General features: G+C 72.3%; 20 protein-coding genes and 1 pseudogene. 12 read left to right on the forward strand and 9 right to left on the reverse strand.

Features of this window, described 5'->3' with window-relative positions:
* Nucleotides 1-23: 23 nt before the first annotated feature.
* The gene (locus ACIRF8_RS30420; RefSeq protein WP_404219955.1) at nucleotides 24-1,220 is read left to right on the forward strand and encodes a threonine aldolase family protein; all 1,197 of its coding nucleotides are present in this window, start codon (nucleotides 24-26) and stop codon (nucleotides 1,218-1,220) included.
* A 7-nt stretch (nucleotides 1,221-1,227) separates the two neighbouring features.
* Here the strand turns inward: ACIRF8_RS30420 and ACIRF8_RS30425 are convergent, their stop codons facing one another.
* Nucleotides 1,228-1,461 carry a hypothetical protein gene (locus tag ACIRF8_RS30425; protein ID WP_404219957.1) on the reverse strand — a complete coding sequence of 78 codons (234 nt, stop codon included), beginning with the start codon at nucleotides 1,459-1,461 and terminating at the stop codon, nucleotides 1,228-1,230.
* Between the two features lie 197 nt (nucleotides 1,462-1,658).
* Between ACIRF8_RS30425 and ACIRF8_RS30430 the strand changes: the two genes are divergently transcribed.
* Nucleotides 1,659-2,765, forward strand: a complete 1,107-nt coding sequence (locus ACIRF8_RS30430; RefSeq protein ID WP_404219959.1) for a DUF5937 family protein — start codon at nucleotides 1,659-1,661, stop codon at nucleotides 2,763-2,765.
* A gap of 22 nt (nucleotides 2,766-2,787) precedes the next feature.
* On the opposite strand, the gene ACIRF8_RS30435 is transcribed toward ACIRF8_RS30430, so the two are convergent.
* Together ACIRF8_RS30435 and ACIRF8_RS30440 are read right to left on the reverse strand one after the other, a co-directional pair.
* Nucleotides 2,788-3,459, reverse strand: a complete 672-nt coding sequence (locus ACIRF8_RS30435; protein WP_404219961.1) for a response regulator — start codon at nucleotides 3,457-3,459, stop codon at nucleotides 2,788-2,790.
* 55 nt (nucleotides 3,460-3,514) lie between these two features.
* Nucleotides 3,515-4,717: a sensor histidine kinase gene (locus ACIRF8_RS30440; protein ID WP_404219963.1), complete on the reverse strand. Its 1,203-nt coding sequence runs from the start codon at nucleotides 4,715-4,717 to the stop codon at nucleotides 3,515-3,517.
* 118 nt (nucleotides 4,718-4,835) lie between these two features.
* On the opposite strand from ACIRF8_RS30440, the gene ACIRF8_RS30445 reads away from it, so the two are divergent.
* The gene (locus ACIRF8_RS30445; RefSeq protein ID WP_404219965.1) at nucleotides 4,836-5,873 is read left to right on the forward strand and encodes an SAM-dependent methyltransferase; all 1,038 of its coding nucleotides are present in this window, start codon (nucleotides 4,836-4,838) and stop codon (nucleotides 5,871-5,873) included.
* Here ACIRF8_RS30445 and ACIRF8_RS30450 read toward each other — a convergent pair.
* On the reverse strand, nucleotides 5,838-6,989 hold the full coding sequence (locus tag ACIRF8_RS30450) for an NADH-quinone oxidoreductase subunit D (RefSeq protein ID WP_404219967.1): 1,152 nt from the start codon (nucleotides 6,987-6,989) through the stop codon (nucleotides 5,838-5,840). The two genes, ACIRF8_RS30445 and ACIRF8_RS30450, sit on opposite strands and share 36 nt — an antisense overlap.
* 31 nt (nucleotides 6,990-7,020) lie before the next feature.
* Here ACIRF8_RS30450 and ACIRF8_RS30455 point away from each other — a divergent pair, with 31 nt between their 5' ends.
* Together ACIRF8_RS30455 and ACIRF8_RS30460 are read left to right on the forward strand one after the other, a co-directional pair.
* On the forward strand, nucleotides 7,021-7,545 hold the full coding sequence (locus ACIRF8_RS30455; protein ID WP_404219969.1) for a PH domain-containing protein: 525 nt from the start codon (nucleotides 7,021-7,023) through the stop codon (nucleotides 7,543-7,545).
* Complete coding sequence (locus ACIRF8_RS30460; protein WP_404219971.1) at nucleotides 7,542-8,894, forward strand: PH domain-containing protein; 1,353 nt, start codon at nucleotides 7,542-7,544, stop codon at nucleotides 8,892-8,894. The genes ACIRF8_RS30455 and ACIRF8_RS30460 overlap by 4 nt, the downstream gene beginning before the upstream one ends.
* Nucleotides 8,895-8,920: 26 nt before the next feature.
* Here the strand turns inward: ACIRF8_RS30460 and ACIRF8_RS30465 are convergent, their stop codons facing one another.
* From ACIRF8_RS30465 to ACIRF8_RS30480, 4 genes are all read right to left on the reverse strand, one after another.
* Entirely contained in the window at nucleotides 8,921-9,859 is a 939-nt protein-coding gene (locus tag ACIRF8_RS30465) for a hypothetical protein (protein ID WP_404219973.1), read from the reverse strand.
* A gap of 125 nt (nucleotides 9,860-9,984) precedes the next feature.
* Nucleotides 9,985-10,956 (reverse strand): ABC transporter substrate-binding protein, encoded by a 972-nt coding sequence (locus tag ACIRF8_RS30470; protein WP_404219975.1) that lies wholly within the window; start codon nucleotides 10,954-10,956, stop codon nucleotides 9,985-9,987.
* A gap of 68 nt (nucleotides 10,957-11,024) precedes the next feature.
* A complete protein-coding gene (locus ACIRF8_RS30475) occupies nucleotides 11,025-11,693 on the reverse strand; it encodes an ABC transporter permease (RefSeq protein ID WP_404219977.1) in 669 nt (222 codons plus the stop codon).
* A complete protein-coding gene (locus ACIRF8_RS30480) occupies nucleotides 11,690-12,427 on the reverse strand; it encodes an ABC transporter permease (protein WP_404219979.1) in 738 nt (245 codons plus the stop codon). Before ACIRF8_RS30480 ends, ACIRF8_RS30475 begins: the two co-directional genes overlap by 4 nt.
* Before the next feature lie 196 nt (nucleotides 12,428-12,623).
* On the opposite strand from ACIRF8_RS30480, the gene ACIRF8_RS30485 reads away from it, so the two are divergent.
* From ACIRF8_RS30485 to ACIRF8_RS30515, 7 genes and pseudogenes are all read left to right on the forward strand, one after another.
* Complete coding sequence (locus ACIRF8_RS30485; RefSeq protein ID WP_404220276.1) at nucleotides 12,624-13,799, forward strand: ABC transporter ATP-binding protein; 1,176 nt, start codon at nucleotides 12,624-12,626, stop codon at nucleotides 13,797-13,799.
* A 181-nt stretch (nucleotides 13,800-13,980) separates the two neighbouring features.
* Nucleotides 13,981-14,979: pseudogene (locus ACIRF8_RS30490) on the forward strand (phosphatidylglycerol lysyltransferase domain-containing protein); the annotation flags it as partial.
* A gap of 132 nt (nucleotides 14,980-15,111) precedes the next feature.
* Entirely contained in the window at nucleotides 15,112-15,975 is an 864-nt protein-coding gene (gene folP, locus ACIRF8_RS30495) for a dihydropteroate synthase (protein ID WP_404219981.1), read from the forward strand.
* On the forward strand, nucleotides 15,972-16,517 hold the full coding sequence (locus tag ACIRF8_RS30500) for a nuclear transport factor 2 family protein (protein WP_404219983.1): 546 nt from the start codon (nucleotides 15,972-15,974) through the stop codon (nucleotides 16,515-16,517). Before folP ends, ACIRF8_RS30500 begins: the two co-directional genes overlap by 4 nt.
* Nucleotides 16,518-16,729: 212 nt before the next feature.
* On the forward strand, nucleotides 16,730-17,089 hold the full coding sequence (gene folB, locus ACIRF8_RS30505) for a dihydroneopterin aldolase (RefSeq protein WP_404219985.1): 360 nt from the start codon (nucleotides 16,730-16,732) through the stop codon (nucleotides 17,087-17,089).
* Nucleotides 17,086-17,685, forward strand: a complete 600-nt coding sequence (gene folK / locus ACIRF8_RS30510) for a 2-amino-4-hydroxy-6-hydroxymethyldihydropteridine diphosphokinase (protein ID WP_404219987.1) — start codon at nucleotides 17,086-17,088, stop codon at nucleotides 17,683-17,685. The genes folB and folK overlap by 4 nt, the downstream gene beginning before the upstream one ends.
* 52 nt (nucleotides 17,686-17,737) lie before the next feature.
* Nucleotides 17,738-18,220, forward strand: coding sequence for a DUF3180 domain-containing protein (locus tag ACIRF8_RS30515; RefSeq protein ID WP_404219989.1), 483 nt, complete (start codon nucleotides 17,738-17,740; stop codon nucleotides 18,218-18,220).
* A 28-nt stretch (nucleotides 18,221-18,248) separates the two neighbouring features.
* Here the strand turns inward: ACIRF8_RS30515 and folE are convergent, their stop codons facing one another.
* Nucleotides 18,249-18,854 carry a GTP cyclohydrolase I FolE gene (folE, locus tag ACIRF8_RS30520; RefSeq protein ID WP_404219991.1) on the reverse strand — a complete coding sequence of 202 codons (606 nt, stop codon included), beginning with the start codon at nucleotides 18,852-18,854 and terminating at the stop codon, nucleotides 18,249-18,251.
* Nucleotides 18,855-18,942 lie beyond the last annotated feature (88 nt).

An 18,942-nucleotide genomic window follows, 5' to 3' on the forward strand; every position in this document is an offset into this window, starting at 1 on the left:
CGCGCGTACGACATGATCCGGGGATGAGCGACACGTACGGGACCGAGGCGGCCGAGAGCGGGTACGAGACCGAGGGGTCCGAGGAGGACGCGCAGGCCGCGCGGCGGCTCGCGGCCCGGCGGGGCGCGAAGCGCACGCTGGCGCGGCGGCCGAACGAGGCGACGCTGGGCGAGCGGCTCGCGCGGCTCTCGGAGGCGGCGGGGTCGGTGACCGACCTGGACGGCGACCTCGACTGGTACGGCGACGGCGTCGTCGCCCGACTGGAGGCGAAGGTCGCCGCGCTGCTCGGCAAGGACGCGGCCGCGTTCTTCCCCAGCGGCACGATGGCGCAGCAGGTCGCGCTGCGCTGCTGGGCGGGGCGCACCGGGAACCCGACCGTGGCCCTGCATCCGCTGAGCCACCCGGAGGTCCATGAGCGTGCCGCCCTGTCCACGGTGACGGGTCTGCGCACGGTGCACCCCACGGGCGAGCCGCGCCAGATCACGGCCGACGAGGTGGACGCCCTGGACGAGCCGTTCGGGACGCTGATGCTCGAACTGCCGCTCAGGGACGCCGGTTTCGTGCTGCCCACCTGGCAGGAGCTGGTGGAGGTGTGCGGCGCGGCACGCGCGCGTGACGCGGTCGTGCACTTCGACGGTGCTCGCCTGTGGGAGTGCGCGGAGCACTTCGGGCGCCCGCTGGACGAGATCGCGGCGCAGGCGGACAGCGTCTACGTGTCGTTCTACAAGACGCTGGGCGGGCTCAGCGGGGCGGCGCTCGCGGGCCCGCAGTCGTTCGTCGACGAGGCGAGGGCGTGGCGGCACCGGTACGGGGGCCAGATCTTCCAGCAGTTCCCGCAGGCGGTCGCCGCGCTGGTCGGGCTCGACCGGGAGCTGCCGAGGCTGCCGGAGTACGTGGTCCACGCGCGCGTGGTCGCGCGGGCGATCAGGGAGGGGTTCGCGGAGGCCGGGGTGGGCTGGGCGCGGGTCCACCCGGAGGTGCCGCACACGCACGAGTTCCGGGTGTGGCTGCCGTACGACCCGGACGCGCTCACGGAGGCGGCCGTGGCGCAGGCGGAGGAGACGAAGGCGGTGCTGTTCGGGCGCTGGTCGCCGTCGGACAGGGTGCCGGGTCTGTCGTTCACCGAGGTCACGGTCGCCGGGCCGGGTCTGGAGTGGAGCGCCGAGGACGTCCGCGCGGCCGTCGCGGACTTCGTGCGGCGGCTGCCGGGCCGGTCGTAGCCCGCCGTCAGCAGCCCGCGGCGGGCCGGTGCTGGGCGGCCCTGCGGGCGGCGAGGCGCCGGGTCAGGGCGGTGCGGATCCGGCCGCGGGCCGGGCGGCCGGCCAGGACCGCCTCGAAGCGGCGGTAGTCGCGCAGCTCGCGGACGGTGGTCCAGTCGTGCAGGCCGGGGGCGGGGCCCGCGGCCTCGCCGCGCTGGGCGGCTCGGTAGGCGTCGAGGGCGTACTGCTGGCTGACGGACATGGTGAACACCTCACTCAACAAGTCGATTGTCGCGCTACGCCCCTGAAAGCAGCGATTTGCACCGGTATGGGCTGCTCTGTCGCGCTTCGGGGCCGATGACCATGAGACTGCTCCCGGCGCCGCTCCCCGGTCACGTCGATTGACGGGAGCCGTCAATCGGGACCCCGGCTGTCAGTGGCGGCGTGCACCATGGGGCCATGAGCGTGCGCATCGACATCACGGACCTGACGCCCGAGCGCGTCGCCGTCGTGCCCTCGCCCCTGGCCGAGCTGGGCATGGCGCTGCACGCGCTGGCCGAGCCCGCGCACCACCCGGGGCTCCAGGGCTGGACGACGAGTGTGTCCGCGCGCCTCGACCCCTGCCTCGCCGACCGGATGTGCGAGGCGGACTTCCTGTGGCGCACGACGTTCTCGGACGTCTTCACGCCCTCGGCGGGGATCGCCGGGCGGCGCACCCGGCCCGGGGCGACGCTCGCCGAGGAGCTGGACCTGCTCGACAAGCTCTCCGACGAGCAGTTCGTGGACGCGGCCCTGGAGTTCACCTGCCAGTCGACCTACGCGAGCCGGACCGTCAGCCGCCTGGACGACCCGCGCACCCGCGAGCGCGCGCTCGACCTGGCGGCGGCGCGCGGCGCGCACCAGGTGCGTTTCACGCAGCGTCTGCTGGACGACCCGCCCGCGATCAGATCCTGGTTCCGGGAGTTGCTGCGGGACTGCGAGGAGGCGTTCTTCGCGGACGTGTGGGCGCGGGTCCAGCACCAACTGGCGGCGGACGCGCGACACAAGACGGAGCTGATGCGCCGCAAGGGGCTCGGGGACGCCCTGCGGGCCGCCTCCACCGCGGTCTCGCTCGACGACGCGGGCCGCACCGTCGTCGTGGACAAGATCACCGACGGGGCCACGGCGACCGGGGACGGCGACCTCGTCCTGATACCGACCAGCCTCGGCTGGCCGCATCTGTGGGTCCTGCACCGCGCGGACTGGCAGCCGGTGGTCATGTACCCGGTCTCCTCACCGGGGCTCGCGGCGCCGCCCTCCGTCGAGCAGTTGACGCTGCGCATGTCCGCGCTGGCCCACCCGGTGCGGATGCGGCTCTGCCGCCACCTCGCGCGCGGCTCGTACACGACGGGCGAGCTGGCGGACGCGCACGGCATGTCGGCGCCGGAGATATCCCGGCACCTGGCGGTCCTGAAGAAGGCGGCCCTGATCACGACGCGCCGGCAGGGGCGTTACGTGCAGCACCAGTTGGACCTGAGCGTGGTCTCGCGCCTCGGCGGTGACTTCATCGAGGGCGTGCTGCGCTGAGGGCCTGTCCTTGAGGCGGGTCTCAGCCGTGGCCGCCGGCGCGGACGAGGCCCGTCTCGTAGGCGAGGACGACGACCTGGACGCGGTCGCGCAGGCCCAGCTTGGTGAGGATGCGGCCGACGTGGGTCTTCACGGTCGCCTCGGAGAGCACGAGGTGCGCGGCGATCTCGCCGTTCGACAGGCCCTGCGCGACCAGGATCATGACCTCGCGCTCCCGCTCGGTGAGCCGCCCCAGCTCCTTGTGCTGCGGTTCCTTGGTGCCGCTGGGCAGCATCGGCGCGAACCGGTCGAGGAGGCGCCGGGTCGTCGACGGCGCGACGACCGCGTCGCCGCTGTGCACGGAGCGGATCGCGGTGAGCAGTTCGCCGGGCGGCACGTCCTTGAGCATGAAACCCGAGGCACCCGCCTTCAGCCCGGAGAACGCGTACTCGTCCAGGTCGAACGTGGTCAGGATCAGCACCTTCGGCGGGTTCGGGTCCGCGCAGATCCGCCGCGTCGTCTCGACCCCGTCGAGCTTCGGCATACGGACGTCCATGAGGACCACGTCGACCGCTGTCGCGCGCAACACCTCCAGCGCCTCGACGCCGTCGCCCGCCTCGGCGACGACCTCCATGTCCGGCTGCGCGGCGAGCACCATCCGGAAGCCGGTGCGCAGCAGCACCTGGTCGTCGACGAGCATGACCTTGATCGACATCGGGTGGGTCCTCACATCTCGTGGCCACGTGTGCCGGTTCGGTTGCTGGTACGTGTCAATGGGCGGGCTTGAGAGGCAGCAGGGCGCTGATACGGAAGCCACCGCCGGGGCGGGGGCCCGCGTCCAGCGTTCCGCCGACCATACCGACGCGCTCGCGCATCCCGATCAGGCCGTGGCCGCGACCGTCCGCGCCGCCGTCCTCGTACAGCTCGTGCGGGGCGCCCTTGCCGTCGTCCTCGACCAGCAGGCCGAGGCCGTCGTCGAAGTAGACCAGGCGGACGCTGGCGCCCGCGTTCTGTCCGCCGTGCTTGCGGGTGTTGGTGAGGGCTTCCTGCACGATGCGGTACGCGGTCAGCTCGACGCCGCTGGGCAGCGGGCGCGGGGTGCCCTCCACCTTGAAGTCGACGGGCAGGCCCGCGGTGCGCACCTGCTCGACGAGGTCCTCGATCTGGTCGACGTCCGGCTGCGGCACGTACTCGCCGCCCTCCTCGTGCTCGCCGGTGCGCAGCACGCCGAGCAGCCGGCGCATCTCGGCGAGCGCCTGCCGGCCCGTGCCCGAGATGGTCTCCAGGGCCTTCCTGGCCTGGTCGGGCGCCTGGTCGAGGACGTAGGCGGCGCCGTCCGCCTGCACCACCATCACCGACACGTTGTGCGCGACGACGTCGTGCAACTCGCGGGCGATGCGTGCCCGTTCGGCCGCGACGGCGACCTTCGACTGGGCCTCGCGCTCCTTCTCCAGGCGGTCGGCGCGCTCCTCCAGTTGCGCCAGGTAGGCGCGGCGGGTGCGTAGCGAGTCGCCGAGGACCCAGGCGAGGGCGAAGGGCACCATCTGGAAGACGGTGACGGCGATCTGGCCCGCGCCGCTGGTCTGGGGCGTGGGCCAGCGAAGTTCCGACAGGGGTGCCGCGCACAGTCCGCCGACGAGGGCGAGCCGGGACGCCCAGCGGGGGCCGGTCACCGCGACCGTGTAGATGATGACCAGCATGGCGAAGTCCGACGGATTGACCTTCGCGTCGAAGACGAGCTGGCCGACGCCCGCGACGATCGCGAGCACGAGCATCTTCTCGGGCATGCGGCGGCGCAGCGCCACGACCACGGCCAGCACGACGGCGAAGAACACCGTCGCCCCCTCGTTCGGCTGGGGCGGCGCTCCGTTGAGGCTGCTGACACTCGCCACCGAGATCCCGAGGAGGATCACGGCCCAGAAGCCGTCGACCCACGTCGGGTGTCTGCGGAGGAAGTCATAGAGGCGCTGCACGTAACCCAGAGTAGGTAAGTCCGCAGCGTGCAAGGGTCAACCGGAGGACCGATCCGCATCGGCCGCGCGTACTCCCCAAGGTGGAGGCGCGTGCTCCCCCTGCACATAGCCTTCGGTCGTGGAGAACGTACGGCAAGGCGGATCGACCGGGTGGCGCGAGGCCACCGAAGCGGCGCTGTACGGTCCCCACGGCTTCTATCGCAGGCCCGAGGGGCCCGCGGCCCACTTCCGCACGTCGGTGCACGCCTCCCCGCTGTTCGCCGGGGCCGTGGCGAGGCTGTTGTGCCAGGTCGACGCGGTGCTCGGGGAACCGGCCGAGCTGGTGTTCGTCGACCTGGGGGCGGGCCACGGCGAGCTGGTCTCCGGCGTCCTGCGGGAGCTGCCGGAAGAAGTGGCCGCACGCGTGCGTGCCGTCGCGGTGGAGAAGGCCGACCGCCCCTCGGGGCTCGACCACCGGATCGAGTGGCGGTCCGAGGCCCCGGCCGGGGTCCAGGGCCTGCTGTTCGCCAACGAGTGGCTCGACAATGTGCCCCTGGACGTCGTCGAGACGGACGCGGACGGCACGCCCCGACTGGTGCTCGTCCGGGAGGACGGCACGGAGAGCCTCGACACGGCGCCCCTCGACGCACAACGGCGCCGGTGGCTCGACCTCTGGTGGCCGCTGCCCGCGGAGCCGGGACTGCGCGCCGAGGTCGGCCGGCCCCGCGACGAGGCCTGGTCGGCGGCCGTAGGCACCCTGGAACGCGGGCTCGCGGTCGCCGTGGACTACGCCCACGCGCGCGGGACGCGCCCGCCCTTCGGCACGCTCACCGGGTTCCGGGACGGCCGCGAGACGACACCGGTGCCCGACGGCTCCTGCGACATCACGGCGCATGTCGCCCTGGACGCGTGCGCGACGACCCCCCAGGCCCGCGTCGTGGCGCAGCGGGCCGCTCTGCGGGCCCTGGGGGTGGCCTCGGGGCGTCCGCCGCTGACGCTCGCCTCCCAGGACCCCGCCGCGTACGTCCGGGCGCTCACGCGGGCGGGCGAGGCCGCCGAGCTGACGGCCCGCGGCGGCCTCGGCGACTTCGGCTGGCTGGTCGAGCCGGTCGCCGTGAAGACACGCGGTCTGCTCGACGGCCTACTTGTCGATGTCGCCGACGACGAAGAACAGTGACCCGAGGATCGCCACCATGTCGGCGACGAGCGTCCCCGGAAGCAGCTCGGCCAGCGCCTGGATGTTGTTGTACGAGGCGGAACGCAGCTTGAGCCGGTACGGCGTCTTCTCGCCCTTGCTGACGAGGTAGTAGCCGTTGATGCCGAGCGGGTTCTCCGTCCACGCGTACGTGTGGCCCTCGGGCGCCTTGAGGACCTTCGGGAGGCGCTGGTTGACCGGCCCCGGCGGCAGTTCGGCGAGCCGGTCGAGGCAGGCGTCGGCGAGGTCGAGCGCGACATGGGACTGTTCCAGGAGGCATTCGAAGCGCGCCAGGCAGTCGCCTTCCTGCCGCGTGACGACCTTCAAGGTGCTTTGCAGCTCCCCGTAGGCGAGATACGGCTCGTCGCGGCGCAGGTCGAAGTCGACGCCGGAGGCGCGGGCGATCGGACCGCTCACCCCGTAGGCGTGCGCGGCCTCGGCGGACAGGACACCGACCCCGCGCGTGCGGCCCCGGAAGATCTCGTTGCCGAGGACGAGCCGGTCGTAGACGTCCATCCGGGAACGCACGGCCGCGACGGCGCCCCGCGCGCGTCCCGTCCAGCCGAGCGGCAGGTCCTCCTTGAGGCCGCCGACCCGGTTGAACATGTAGTGCATGCGCCCGCCGGAGACCTCCTCCATGACGTTCTGGAGTTCCTCGCGCTCACGGAAAGCGTGGAAGACCGGAGTGATTCCGCCCAGTTCGAGCGGGTACGAACCCAGGAACATCAGATGGTTCAGCACCCGGTTCAGTTCGGCGAGCAGGGTCCGCAGCCACACGGCACGCTCGGGCACCTCCATGCCCAGCATCCGCTCGACGGCGAGCACGACCCCCAGCTCGTTCGAGAAGGCGGACAGCCAGTCGTGGCGGTTGGCCAGCATCACGATCTGCCGGTAGTCCCGCGCCTCGAACAGCTTCTCCGCCCCGCGGTGCATGTAGCCGATGACCGGCTCCGCGTGCTGGATGCGCTCGCCGTCGAGCAGGAGACGCAGACGCAGCACCCCGTGGGTGGACGGGTGCTGCGGACCGATGTTGAGCACCATGTCGGTGCTCTCCGCGGCACCACCGATGCCGACCGTGGCCTGAGTCGTGGGCGTCATGCGGACAGTCTCTCCTACGTAGGGTGGTCACATGGAAACGGGGACTACGGGGGCCACAGAGCCCAGCGACGGTGTCGACGGCCGGTCGGGGGACGGGCCGCGGTGGACGGGACTGCCGCCCGGCCTGCTGAAGGTGCGCCGACTGTTGCTCGTGCTGTGGCTGGTGCCGCCGGCGGTGGCGGCGGGCGTGCTGCTCGCGCTCTTCGCGGGCCCGGCCTGGGCGGCGTTCGCCCTGCTGCCGCTGGCCGTCCTCGCGTGGGGCTGGGTGATGCTGGGCCGCAACTGGCGCTCGTGGCGCTACGCGGAACGCGCCGACGACCTGCTCATCAGCCGCGGTGTCCTGTGGCGTGAGGAAACGATCGTGCCGTACGGGCGCATGCAACTCGTCGAGGTGACCTCGGGGCCGCTGGAGCGCAAGTTCGGCCTGGCCAGCCTCCAGTTGCACACCGCTGCCGCCGCCACCGACGCGACCGTCCCCGGCCTGACCCCGGCCGAGGCCGAGCGACTGCGCGACCGCCTCACCGAACTCGGCGAGGCCCGATCGGCGGGCCTGTGACGGCCGCCCGCGCCCCCGAGGACGTAGCGGGCCCCGCGCCCGCCGACGCCGTACGAGAACGGCGCCTGCACCCCGTCACGCCGCTGCGCCGGGCCTGGGCGCCGATAGCCGTGCTGCTCGGCTGGGCCGTGCACGACATGGACCAGGCGCAGCGCCAACTCGCCCACCTCACCGGCACCACCCTGGCGATCGGCCTCGCCGTCCTGGTACCGGCCGCCGCCCTGTACGGCTTCCTGAGCTGGTGGTTCACGCACTTCGCGGTGACGGACACCGAACTGCGCATTCGCACGGGCCTGTTGTTCCGCCGCACCGCCCACATCCGGCTCGACCGGCTCCAGGCCGTCGACATCACCCAGCCGCTGCTGGCCCGCCTCGCGGGCGTGGCCAAACTGAAGCTCGACGTAGTGGGCGCCGACAAGAAGGACGAGTTGTCCTACCTGGGCGAGGGGGAAGCACGCGCCTTGCGGGCCGAACTCCTCGCGCGCGCGGCGGGGTTCGCGCCCGAAACGGCGCACGAAGTGGGCGAGGCCCCGGCGCGTCAGATCCTGCGCACGCCCCCGCGCATGCTCGCCGTGTCGCTGCTCCTGACGGGCATGCCGTGGGCGATGCTGCTGGCCGCGATCGCCGTACCGGCCTTCCTCTGGTTCGTCACCCACAACCTGTGGACAGTGATCGCCGCCGGTGTACCGCTGGCCGGTGGGGCGTTCACCAACAGCGCGGGCCGGTTCATCAAGGAGTACGACTGGACGGTCGGCGAGTCCCAGGACGGGCTGCGCATCGACCACGGGCTGCTCGACCAGGTGCACGAGACCGTGCCGCCGGGCCGTGTGCAGACCGTGTGCCTCGTCGAACCGCTGCTGTGGCGGCGGCGCGGCTGGGTCCGCGTCGAGCTGCATGTCGCGGGGTCCGCCAACTCCGTCCTGGTCCCCGTCGCCCCACGCGGGCACGCCGAGGACGTCATCGCCCGCATCCTGCCGGGCGTCGAGGTGCCCAAGGCGGGCGACTTCGCTCCGGCGCCCCGGCGCGGCCACTGGTGCGTACCGATCTGGTGGCGGGCCTACGGGGTGGCCGTCACGGAGACGGCGTTCGCCGCGCGCGAGGGCCTCCTGCGGCGCCGGCTGTCCCTGGTCCCGCACGCCAAGGTGCAGAGTGTGCGCCTCACCCAGGGCCCCTGGGAGCGGGTCTGGCGCGTCGCCGCCCTGCGCCTCGACACCGGGGCCGACAAGACGGTGACGGCCCGGCTGCGGGACGCCCAGGAGGCGGCGGAGCTGCTGCGGGCCCAGGCGGACCGCTCGCGCACCGGGCGGCGCGAGGCCCGCCCCGACCGCTGGATGAGCAAGGCGCCCTGAGCGAGCGGGGCGCGGGGCGCCCGGTGTCAGGCGCGCATCGCGGACCGCAAGCCGCCCACGTCGATCTGTTCGGTCTCGTCGTGGGCCGTCAGGTCGATGACCTCCTGCTCGGCCAGCGCCTCTTCCCCTATGACGTCGGCCAGGTCCTCGTCCCGCTCCACGGCCGGCCCGGGCGCCTTCTCGGCCGTCCGATCGGCGGCCCGCTCCTCGGTCTGTTCTCCTGAGGGGCCGCTCGTGCCGAAGAAGTCAAAGCCGCCCTGGGGGACCTTGCGCGCGGGCGCCGCGGGCACCACCGCCGCGGCGACCGGCACGCTGTAGTGGCCGGACGCCGCGCTGGACTTCCCCTGCGAATCGGTCTCCTCCGCGGCGCCGCGCGACTCGGCGCGGGCGATCCGGTCGAGGGCCGCGTTGGCCCTCAGGTACAGGGACGGGGTGGCCCCGCCCCCGGGGGCGGACGCCGAGGGCGCCTGGGCCGGGGCCGCCGGTGGCAGCGCCGCCCTGGTCGGGGCAGCGGCCTCTATCGCGAGCTGGCGCCGGCCCTCCAGCGCGCTGGCCCGCTCCGTCTCCGCGTTCGCGTACCGCCGCAGCAGCGCCGCGTGCTCGTTGCGCAACGCCGCCAGTTCGGATCGCTTCGCGCGCAGCTTGCCCTCCAGCTTGACGCGCAGCTCCCGGGACTCCTCGAGGTCGCCCTCCAGCTCCGCCACGGCCTCCTCGTGCCGCCAGCGCTCGCTCGCGGCGCCCCGGGTCAGCTCGGCGACCTGCTTGCCCGCGAGCCGGTCCCAGCGGCGCATCACGACGGCGCCGATCACGGCCGCTGCCGCGGCGGCGGCGGTGACGCAGCGCAGCACGAGCGGATCGTCGGACAGCCAGACGCCGCCCGCGCAGACGAGCGGTACGCCGGCGATCACCGAGGGGGGCAGCAGGCGGTGCAGGGGTGGGGAATGGCGGTGACGTCCACGTGGCATGGCCAGAAACTTACCGCGCGTAGGCGAATCGCGAAGCCCCGCCAGGCAAAAATCGGGCACAGGCGGCACAGAAACTCTCTCCCCCACTCCCGCGGCCACTCCCGCCACCCCTTACCGAGCCAAGATCATTTACCGATGAGGCCCTTGGACTCCAGATAGTCCTTGGCGACATCCGCTTCCTTCTGCCGCTCGGCGTCGACCTTGCGGTTCAACTCCACAAGATCGTCCGTGGTGAGCGTCTTGGTCAGCTTCCCGAGAACGTCGGATATCCCCTTGTCGCCGGCGTCCTTCGCGTTGACAACCGGAATGATGTTGTCCGCGTTCTGGAGCTTCTTGTCGTCCTCAAGGAGAACGAGGCCGAAGTTCTTCAGCGTCGCGTCGGTCGTGGTCGTCAGGACCAACTGGTCCGTGCCGTTCTTCACCGCCTGCTTGGACTGCGTCGTCCCGACGCCCTTGGGGTCGATGCCCGTGACGTCGATCCCGTACGTCTTCTTCAGCCCCGGCGCGCAGAACGGTCGCTCCTCGCATTCGTCACCGGCCGCGATCTTGACCTTCTGGCCCGACTTGCCGAGGTCGGAAAGCGTCTTCAGGTGGTGCTTCTCGGCGAAGCTCTCGCTCACCGCGAACGCGTTCTGGTCGACCGCGCCGCCCGCGTCCAGGACCTTCAGCCCCTCCGGTTCCGCCAGCTTGCGCAGCGCGGCGACCGTGGCGTCCACGTCACTGGAGGCGACGGCCTTCGCGTCGGCGCCGTTCTTCTTGAGGTTGAGGAATTCGGCGAGCGTCGCCGCGTATTCGGGCACCACGTCGATGGCGCCCTTGGCGAGCTGCGGCTCGTAGATCTCACGGTTCTCGACCGTCTTGACCGACGCGTCGTATCCGGCGTCGGCCAGGACCTGCCGGTACAGCTCACCGAGCACCTTGGCCTCGGTGAAGCTCGCGGCGCCGACGACGACCTTGCCCTTCTTGCCGCCCGAGCCGCCCGCGCTCCCCGAATCGTCCTTGCCCTCCAGGCTGTCGCCACCGCACGCGGTGAGCCCCGCGGCCAGTGCTACGACCGCCACGGCCGCCAGGGCCGTTCGACTCGTCCTGCTGTTCATCGCTCTCCTCGTTGCACTGGTCGACCGCAGTCGTACTGACCGGCCGCACTGCCGGAACCCAAGAACACTCACGCCCGCCCCCTCATGGGGTCGAGCACCCGCCCCACCGCCACGAACACGCCCTCCACCAGCAGCGCGAGCGCGGCCACGAGCACGGCCCCCGCGACCACCTGCGGCGTGTCCTGGAGGTTGAAACCGGCCGTGATGATCCGCCCGAGGCCACCCTCGCCCGCCATCGCGGCCAGCGTCGCCGTCGCGATCACCTGCACCGCCGCCGACCGCAGTCCGGTCATGACCAGCGGGTACGCCAGCGGCAGCTCGACCCGGGCGAACACCTGGCGGCCACTCATCCCCATCCCGCGCGCGGCCTCCACCACCGAAGGGTCGACCTCGCGCATGCCCACGTACGCGTTGGTCAGCAGCGGCGGCACCGCGAACAGCACCAGCGCGATCAGCGTCGGCACATCGCCGTGGCGGCCGAGCGGGGTGAGCGTCAGCAGCACGAGGACGGCCAGCGTCGGCACCGCACGCCCCACGTTCGACACGTTGATCGCGAGGGCGCCGCCCTTGCCGATGTGCCCGAGCCAGAGTGCGAGCGGCAACGCGATCAGGCAGGCCACGCCGAGCGCGACACCGCTGAAGTACAGGTGCTCGGCGAGGCGGTGCCACACCCCCTTCTCGCCCTGCCAGTTGGCCCCCGTGCTCAGCCAGTTGTAGGCCCCCGATATCGCGTTCATGCCACCTTCTCCGGCTCCAGCGGGTCCGCCGCCGCCCGTATGCGCGGCCCACGCGCGCGACGCCCGGCGGCGACCCGCGTCCACGGCGTCAACCAGCGCTGCACCCCGAGGAGCAGCAGGTCCGCGAGGATCGCGAGCACCACGCAGAGCACCGACGCGGTCAGCACCTGCGCCTTGAAGTCGCTGTCGAGCCCGTCGAGTATCAGGGTGCCGAGGCCGCCGTAGTCGACGATCGCGCCGACCGTCGTCAGCGCCACCGTGGAGACCGTGGCGATCCGCACACCGGCCAGCAGCGCCGGGAGCGCCAGCGGCAGTTCGACCTCCCACAGCAGCCGGAAGGGGCCGTACCCCATACCGCGCGCGGCCTCTGTGGCCTCCTCCGGCACGGACTGGAGCCCCGCCAATATGTTCCGCACGAGAATCGTCAGCGAATACAGGACGAGCCCGGTGACCACCAGGGAGGCCGACAGCCCGAAAAGAGGGAGGAGCAGCGAGAACATCGCCAGCGAGGGAATCGAGTAGAACACGGTCGTCAGACCGAGCACCGGGCCCGCGAAAGCCCGCCTGTGCCGGGCGAGCAGCGCCAGCGGGAAGGCGATCAGGACACCGATCACCACCGAGACCACGGTGATTCCCACGTGCTGGACGGTCGCGTCCACCAATTCCTGGCTGCGGGTGCGCAGATACTCCCCGCACACCCAGTCATTGGCCACCAGGCAGTTCTGCTCGCTCACCCCGCCCACCTCCCCCGATCCCCCGAACGTATGTCAGTCGTCCGCACCCGCGCACGCATGTTCTCCGACTGCCGATGACCCTAGCGGCCACCACTGACAATGGCCGAGACCCGCCCTCCGCCCGCAACATTCCCTTCACATGACTGCCTTGCCGGGGCATGCCCAACGCGGCGGCGGCGCGGCAGAATGGGGTCTCATGATCCGGTTCGAGCACGTCAGCAAGCGGTACGCGGACGGCACCACTGCCGTCGACGACCTGTCCTTCGAGGTGAACGAGGGCGAACTGGTCACGCTCGTCGGCCCGTCGGGCTGCGGCAAGACCACGACGATGAAGATGGTGAACCGGCTCATCGAACCCACCGAGGGCCGGATATTCCTCGACGGTGACGACATATCCGCCATCGATCCGGTCCGGTTGCGGCGCCGGATCGGATACGTGATCCAGCAGGTGGGCCTCTTCCCGCACAAGACGGTGCTGGACAACACCGCGACCGTGCCGCATCTGCTGGGCGTCAAGCGCGCCAAGGCCCGCGAGCGCGCGGCCGAACTGCTCGACCTGGTGGGCCTCGACCCGAAGACGTTCGGCGACCGCTACCCCGACCAGCTCTCCGGCGGCCAGCGCCAAAGGGTCGGCGTCGCGCGGGCCCTGGCCGCGGACCCGCCGGTGCTGCTGATGGACGAGCCGTTCGGCGCGGTCGACCCGGTGGTGCGCGACCGCCTCCAGACCGAGTTCCTGCGGCTTCAGCGGACGCTCGGCAAGACGGTCCTGTTCGTCACCCACGACATCGAGGAAGCCGTCCGCCTCGGCGACCGCATCGCCGTGTACGGGCAGGGCAGCATCGAGCAGTTCGACACCCCGTCGGCCGTCCTGGGCGCCCCCGCCACCGCTTACGTGGCCGATTTCGTCGGCGCCGACCGGGGCCTGAAGCGCCTCTCCGTGACCCCCATCGAGGAGGGCGACCTGGAGCAACCGCCCGTCGTCCACCTCGACGACCCGCTGCCCACGGACCTCGACGCCCGCTGGGCCGTCGTCCTGGACCACGACAACACCCTGCACGGCTGGATCTCCGCCGAACACGCGCGCGCGGCGGCGGAGAAGGGCGGCGCACGAGGCGGCACCGTACGCGACCATGCCCGCCGCATGGAGGCGTGGCTGCCCGTCGGCGCCTCGCTGAAGCAGGCGTTCGCGACGATGCTCCAGCACGACGCCGGGTGGATCGCCGTCATCGACGCCCGCTCCGAGGGACGCTTCCTGGGGGTCCTGACCCCGGCCAGGCTGCACGAGGCACTGCGCCGCTCGACGGCCGCGGACGCCCAGGACATCTCTCGCGCGGACGTCGAACTGGAGACGGTGACACCCCTCCTGAAGTAGCGCCTCAAGGAGCACCTCCCGTAGCACCTCTTATGAGGCGGACCGCTCCTCGCTTCCCTTTGAGGTGATTTTCCGGCGAGGAGTGAACCGGGCCCCACCGTGACCCGTCCTAGAGGGCGCACATCACGGATGCCGGATTTCGGCACCGTGTTCACGTTTCTCGCGGATCTACGGGAATGCGATGTTCGTCAGGACAGAGGCGGGAGGCCCGCACGGGCTTGCGCGCCAGGTGAGGCGCCGGACGGGGGCCCTGCTGCGGGGCGTGCTCCGCGGCCCCCGTCCGGCAGCGGTACCGGCCCTGGCCGCCCACGCCTGCGTCCTGATCGGGCTGCTCGACATCGCGGTCGGCGTCCTCCCCCGCCCCGGGCGCGGCCGGGTCCCCACCCTCGCCGAGGTGTTACCGGGCACCTCGGGGTCGTTCGCCGCGGCCCTCGCGCTCGGCAGCGGCGTCCTGCTGCTCCTGCTCGCGCGCGGGCTGCGACGCCGTGAGCGGCGCGCCTGGTGGGCGGCCATGGTCCTGCTGCCGCTCGGTGCCTGCGCGCAGGCCGCGTACCAGCCGTCGTTCGCGGACGTCGTCCTACCGCTGTTCCTTCCGCTGCTGCTCCTGCGGTTGCTCGGCAAGGAGCGCGACCGGTTCGGCGCGCTGCCCGCCCCGCGCACCCGCTGGCTCGCGCTGACCAACTTCACGCTCCTGGGCGCCGGTTCGATCCTGCTCGGCCTGGCCGTCGTCAGCGCCCACCCCCACCAGCTCGTCGGCAGCCCGAGCCTCGCCGAGCGCCTGGAGCACGTCCTGTACGGCCTGTTCGGCGTGGCCGGGCCTCTGGTCTACGTGGGACCCGTGTCGAGCACGGTCGCGTTCTCGCTCCGCGCCCTCGGCATGGTCACCGTCCTCACCACGGTCTACTTCGCGGTCCGCCCCGAGCGCCCGGCCACGCACCGCACCGAGGGCGTGGTGTTCTCGCCCAGCGGCAAGGCGGCCGTCCGCTACCGCGTGGTCCGCGGCGTGATGCTCGCCGGGGGCGACCCCGTCGGAGCGGTGGAGGCGTGGCCCGGCGCCATCGAGCGCTTCATGGACGAGGCGCGGGCCCACGCCTGGACCCCGGCCGTCACGGGCTGCTCCGAGGAAGGCGCCGAGGTCTGGACCCGCGAGACGGGCCTGACCCCGCTCGAACCGGCCGACGGGACGGCCCGCCCCGCCACCACCGAACCGGCCCCCACGGACGAGGACACGGCGCCCTCGACCCGGGGCGCCCTGCCGGTGTTCCTCTCCCGCTGACATCACCGCACCATGACCGGCCCTAGGCTGGACGCCATGAGCACGTCCCAGGTCCACCGAGGCCACGTAGCGCACCTCCCCGTCTGGGACCGTTGCGCGGTCATGGGCGTCGTCAACGTGACGCCCGACTCCTTCTCCGACGGTGGCCGCTGGTTCGACACCACCGCCGCGATCAAGCACGGCCTGGACCTGGTCGCCGAGGGCGCCGACCTCGTGGACGTCGGCGGTGAGTCGACCCGTCCGGGCGCCACCCGCGTCGACGAGGACGAGGAGCTGAAGCGCGTCATCCCCGTCGTCCGCGGACTCGCCGCAGAAGGCGTCACCGTCTCCGTCGACACCATGCGCGCCCGCGTCGCGGAACAGTCGCTCGCGGCCGGCGCGGCCCTGGTCAACGATGTCAGCGGCGGCCTGGCCGACCCGGCGATGGTCCCGGTCGTCGCCGCCGCGGGAGCCCCGTTCGTGGTGATGCACTGGCGCGGCTTCCTGGCGGGCGCCACCGTGCGGGGCCGCTACGAGGACGTCGTCGCCGAGGTCGTGAACGACCTGCACGCGCGCGTGGAGGCCGTCATCGAGGGCGGCATCGCCCCCGACCGCATCATCGTCGACCCGGGCCTCGGCTTCTCCAAGGAGCCCGAGCACGACCTGGCCCTCCTCGCCCACCTCGACGAGCTGCGCGCGCCGGGCCACCCGATCCTGGTCGCGGCCTCCCGCAAGCGGTTCCTCGGCCACGTACTCGCCGACGACAAGGGCGCCCCGCCGCCCGCGCGCGAGCGCGACGCCGCCACCGCCGCCGTCTCCGCTATCGCCGCGCGCGCCGGCGCCTGGGCGGTGCGCGTCCACGAGGTCCGGGCCACCGCCGACGCGGTCCGGGTGGCCCGCGCCGTCGAGGGAGCGCTGTGACCAGCACCGAGACCCAGGCCGTCGACGATGCCAACCGCGCCTACTACGAGGCGATGGAGCGCGGCGACTTCGAGGAGCTGACGTCCCTGTGGCTGGCGCCCGAGGACGCCTCCTACGCCGAGGACGCGGACCCCGACGACGCCGAGGACACCTCCATAAGCTGTGTGCACCCCGGGTGGCCGGTGCTGACCGGGCGCGGCGAGGTGCTGCGCTCGTACGCGCTGATCATGGCGAACACCGAGTACATCCAGTTCTTCCTGACCGATGTGCGGATCAGCGTCGTCGCCGACACCGCCCTGGTGACCTGCACGGAGAACATTCTCAGCGGCGGCCCCGCCCCGCGGGACGGCGAGGAGCTGGGCCCGCTCGTCGGCCAGCGCGTCGTCGCGACCAACGTGTTCCGGCGCACCCGCGACGGCTGGAAGCTCTGGTCGCACCACGCCTCACCGGTGCTCGCGGACGCGGAGGACGAACCCGGCACCGCCGACGACCCCGGTATCGACCTGCCCGACGACACCGGGGACGACGGACCACTCGCCTGAGTGGGTACGCGCCCCGCAAGGGGCCGGAAATCCCGGTACGGGATTGCGCCCCCGACCACCTGGGTAGGGGCGGCTACCAGCCGTGCGCCGGTCCGTCCATAGCCCCCACGGGCGAGCGCTGTCAGTGCGCGCAGGTAGATTCGATCGAGGTCATCACGTCGACCGCACACCGACGGGAGCGGCCTCTACCGACGATTGCAGGAGTGATTCGCGTGGATCGTGTCGCGCTGCGCGGCCTCAAGGCCCGCGGGCACCATGGCGTCTTCCCCAAGGAGCGCGAGGAGGGCCAGACCTTCATCGTGGACCTGGTGCTCGGGCTCGACACCCGGGCGGCGGCCGCCGACGACGACCTGGCGAAGACCGTGCACTACGGCATCGTGGCGGAGGAGGTCGTGGCCGTCGTCGAAGGCGAACCGGTCGACCTCATCGAGACGCTCGCCGAGCGCATCGCCCGCACGTGTCTGCAGCACGAGGGGGTGCTGGAGGTCGAGGTCTGCGTCCACAAGCCGGACGCCCCGATCACCGTGCCCTTCGACGACGTGACCGTCACCATCACCCGGAGCCGAGGATGAACCAGACCCAGTTCGACCCGACCGTCCAGCCGGTGCCGGCCTCCGTGGTGCAGCAGGTCGACGCCGCCGACACCACGCTCTCCAACCCCCGGCGCGCCGTGCTCTCCCTCGGCGCCAACCTGGGCAACCGCCTGGAGACCCTCCAGGGCGCCATCGACGCCCTGGAGGACACGCCCGGCGTCCGCGTCAAAGCCGTCTCGCCGGTCTACGAGACGGAGCCCTGGGGCGTCGATCCCGGCAGCCAGCCCTCGTACTTCAACGCGGTGGTGGTGCTGCGGACGACGCTCCCGCCCAGCTCGCTCCTGGAGCGCGCCCACGCCGTCGAGGAGGCCTTCCACCGCGTACGGGACGAGCGCTGGGGCCCGCGCACTTTGGACGTCGACATCGTCGCGTACGCCGATGTCGTCTCGGACGACCCGACGCTGACGCTGCCCCACCCGCGGGCCCACGAGCGGGCCTTCGTCCTGGCGCCCTGGCACGACGTGGAGCCGGACGCCCAGCTCCCCGGCCGCGGCCCCGTCGCCCAGCTCCTCGGCGCCGTGACGGACGCCGGGGTGGCGCCCCGCGCCGACCTGGAACTTCGACTGCCCGAGTAGTCGTTAAGGTCTAGCGGGCAGGCCGAAGACACAAGAGGGGCGACCAACGGGGATGAAGCAACTGCGCATCAGGACTCTGGCCGGCCTCTTCCTGGCCGCCGGGGTGCTGTCCTGGGCCGGCGCCCGGCTGTGGGACTCGGTCGGCACCCTGCCGCGGGTCCCGCCCGCCGCTCCCATCGTGCTGGCGGTGATCGCCGCCGTGCTGTTCGCGACGGCCCTGTCCATCCGTTCCCGGCTGCGCGCCCAGCGCGAGCGGCGGCCCGAGGCCAAGGGCGTCGACCCGATGGTGGCCGCGAGATCGCTCGTGTTCGGGCAGGCCAGCGCACTGGTCGCCGCGCTGGTGGCGGGCATGTACGGCGGGACCGGCGCGTTCCTGCTGGAGTTTCTGGAGGTCCCGGCCCGGCGTGATCAGGCGATCTACGCCGGGTTCTCGGTCCTCGCGGGCATCGCGGTGATCGCGGCGGCGCTCTTCCTGGAGCGCGTCTGCAAGCTCCCCGAGGACGACGACACGCAGGGCACCGCCGCGGCAGCCTGACGCGGGCTCCCGCGGCGCCCCGGCGGTGTCAGCGCCCGATGATGAGGCTCATCGCCTCGTTACGGGTGGCGGGGTCACGGAGCTGCCCGCGCACCGCCGACGTGATGGTCTTGGCCCCGTGCTTGCGCACACCCCGCATCGTCATGCACATGTGCTCGCACTCCACGACGACGATGACGCCGCGCGGCTCCAGGATCTCCATGAGCGAGTCCGCGATCTGCGTGGTCAGCCGCTCCTGGACCTGCGGGCGGCGGGCGTAGACATCGACGAGCCGGGCCAGCTTCGACAGGCCCGTGATCTTGCCGTCGGCCGACGGGATGTAGCCGACGTGCGCGACGCCCACGAACGGCACCAGGTGGTGCTCACAGCTCGACTGGACCTCGATGTCCTTCACCAGGACCATCTCGTCGTGGCCCAGGTCGAACGTCGTCGTCAGGACGTCCTCGGGGTTCTGCCACAGACCCGCGAATATCTCCTTGTAGGCGCGCGCGACGCGGGCCGGGGTCTCCCGCAGTCCCTCGCGGTCCGGGTCCTCACCGACCGCGATGAGCAACTCGCGTACGGCGTTCTCGGCCCGCTTCTCGTCGAACTCGCCGATCGAGCCTTCGCCGTCCAGCGTCACCGGGTCGGTCATGGTGGGTGCCTCTTCTCGTATGAACCGGCGCGGCAGCGCAAAAAGCCGCGTCCCCCACACCGTAAAGCGTGGGGGACGCGGCATGCAT

Source organism: Streptomyces sp. NPDC102406 (genome assembly GCF_044765725.1).
Classification (GTDB): Bacteria; Actinomycetota; Actinomycetes; order Streptomycetales; family Streptomycetaceae; genus Streptomyces.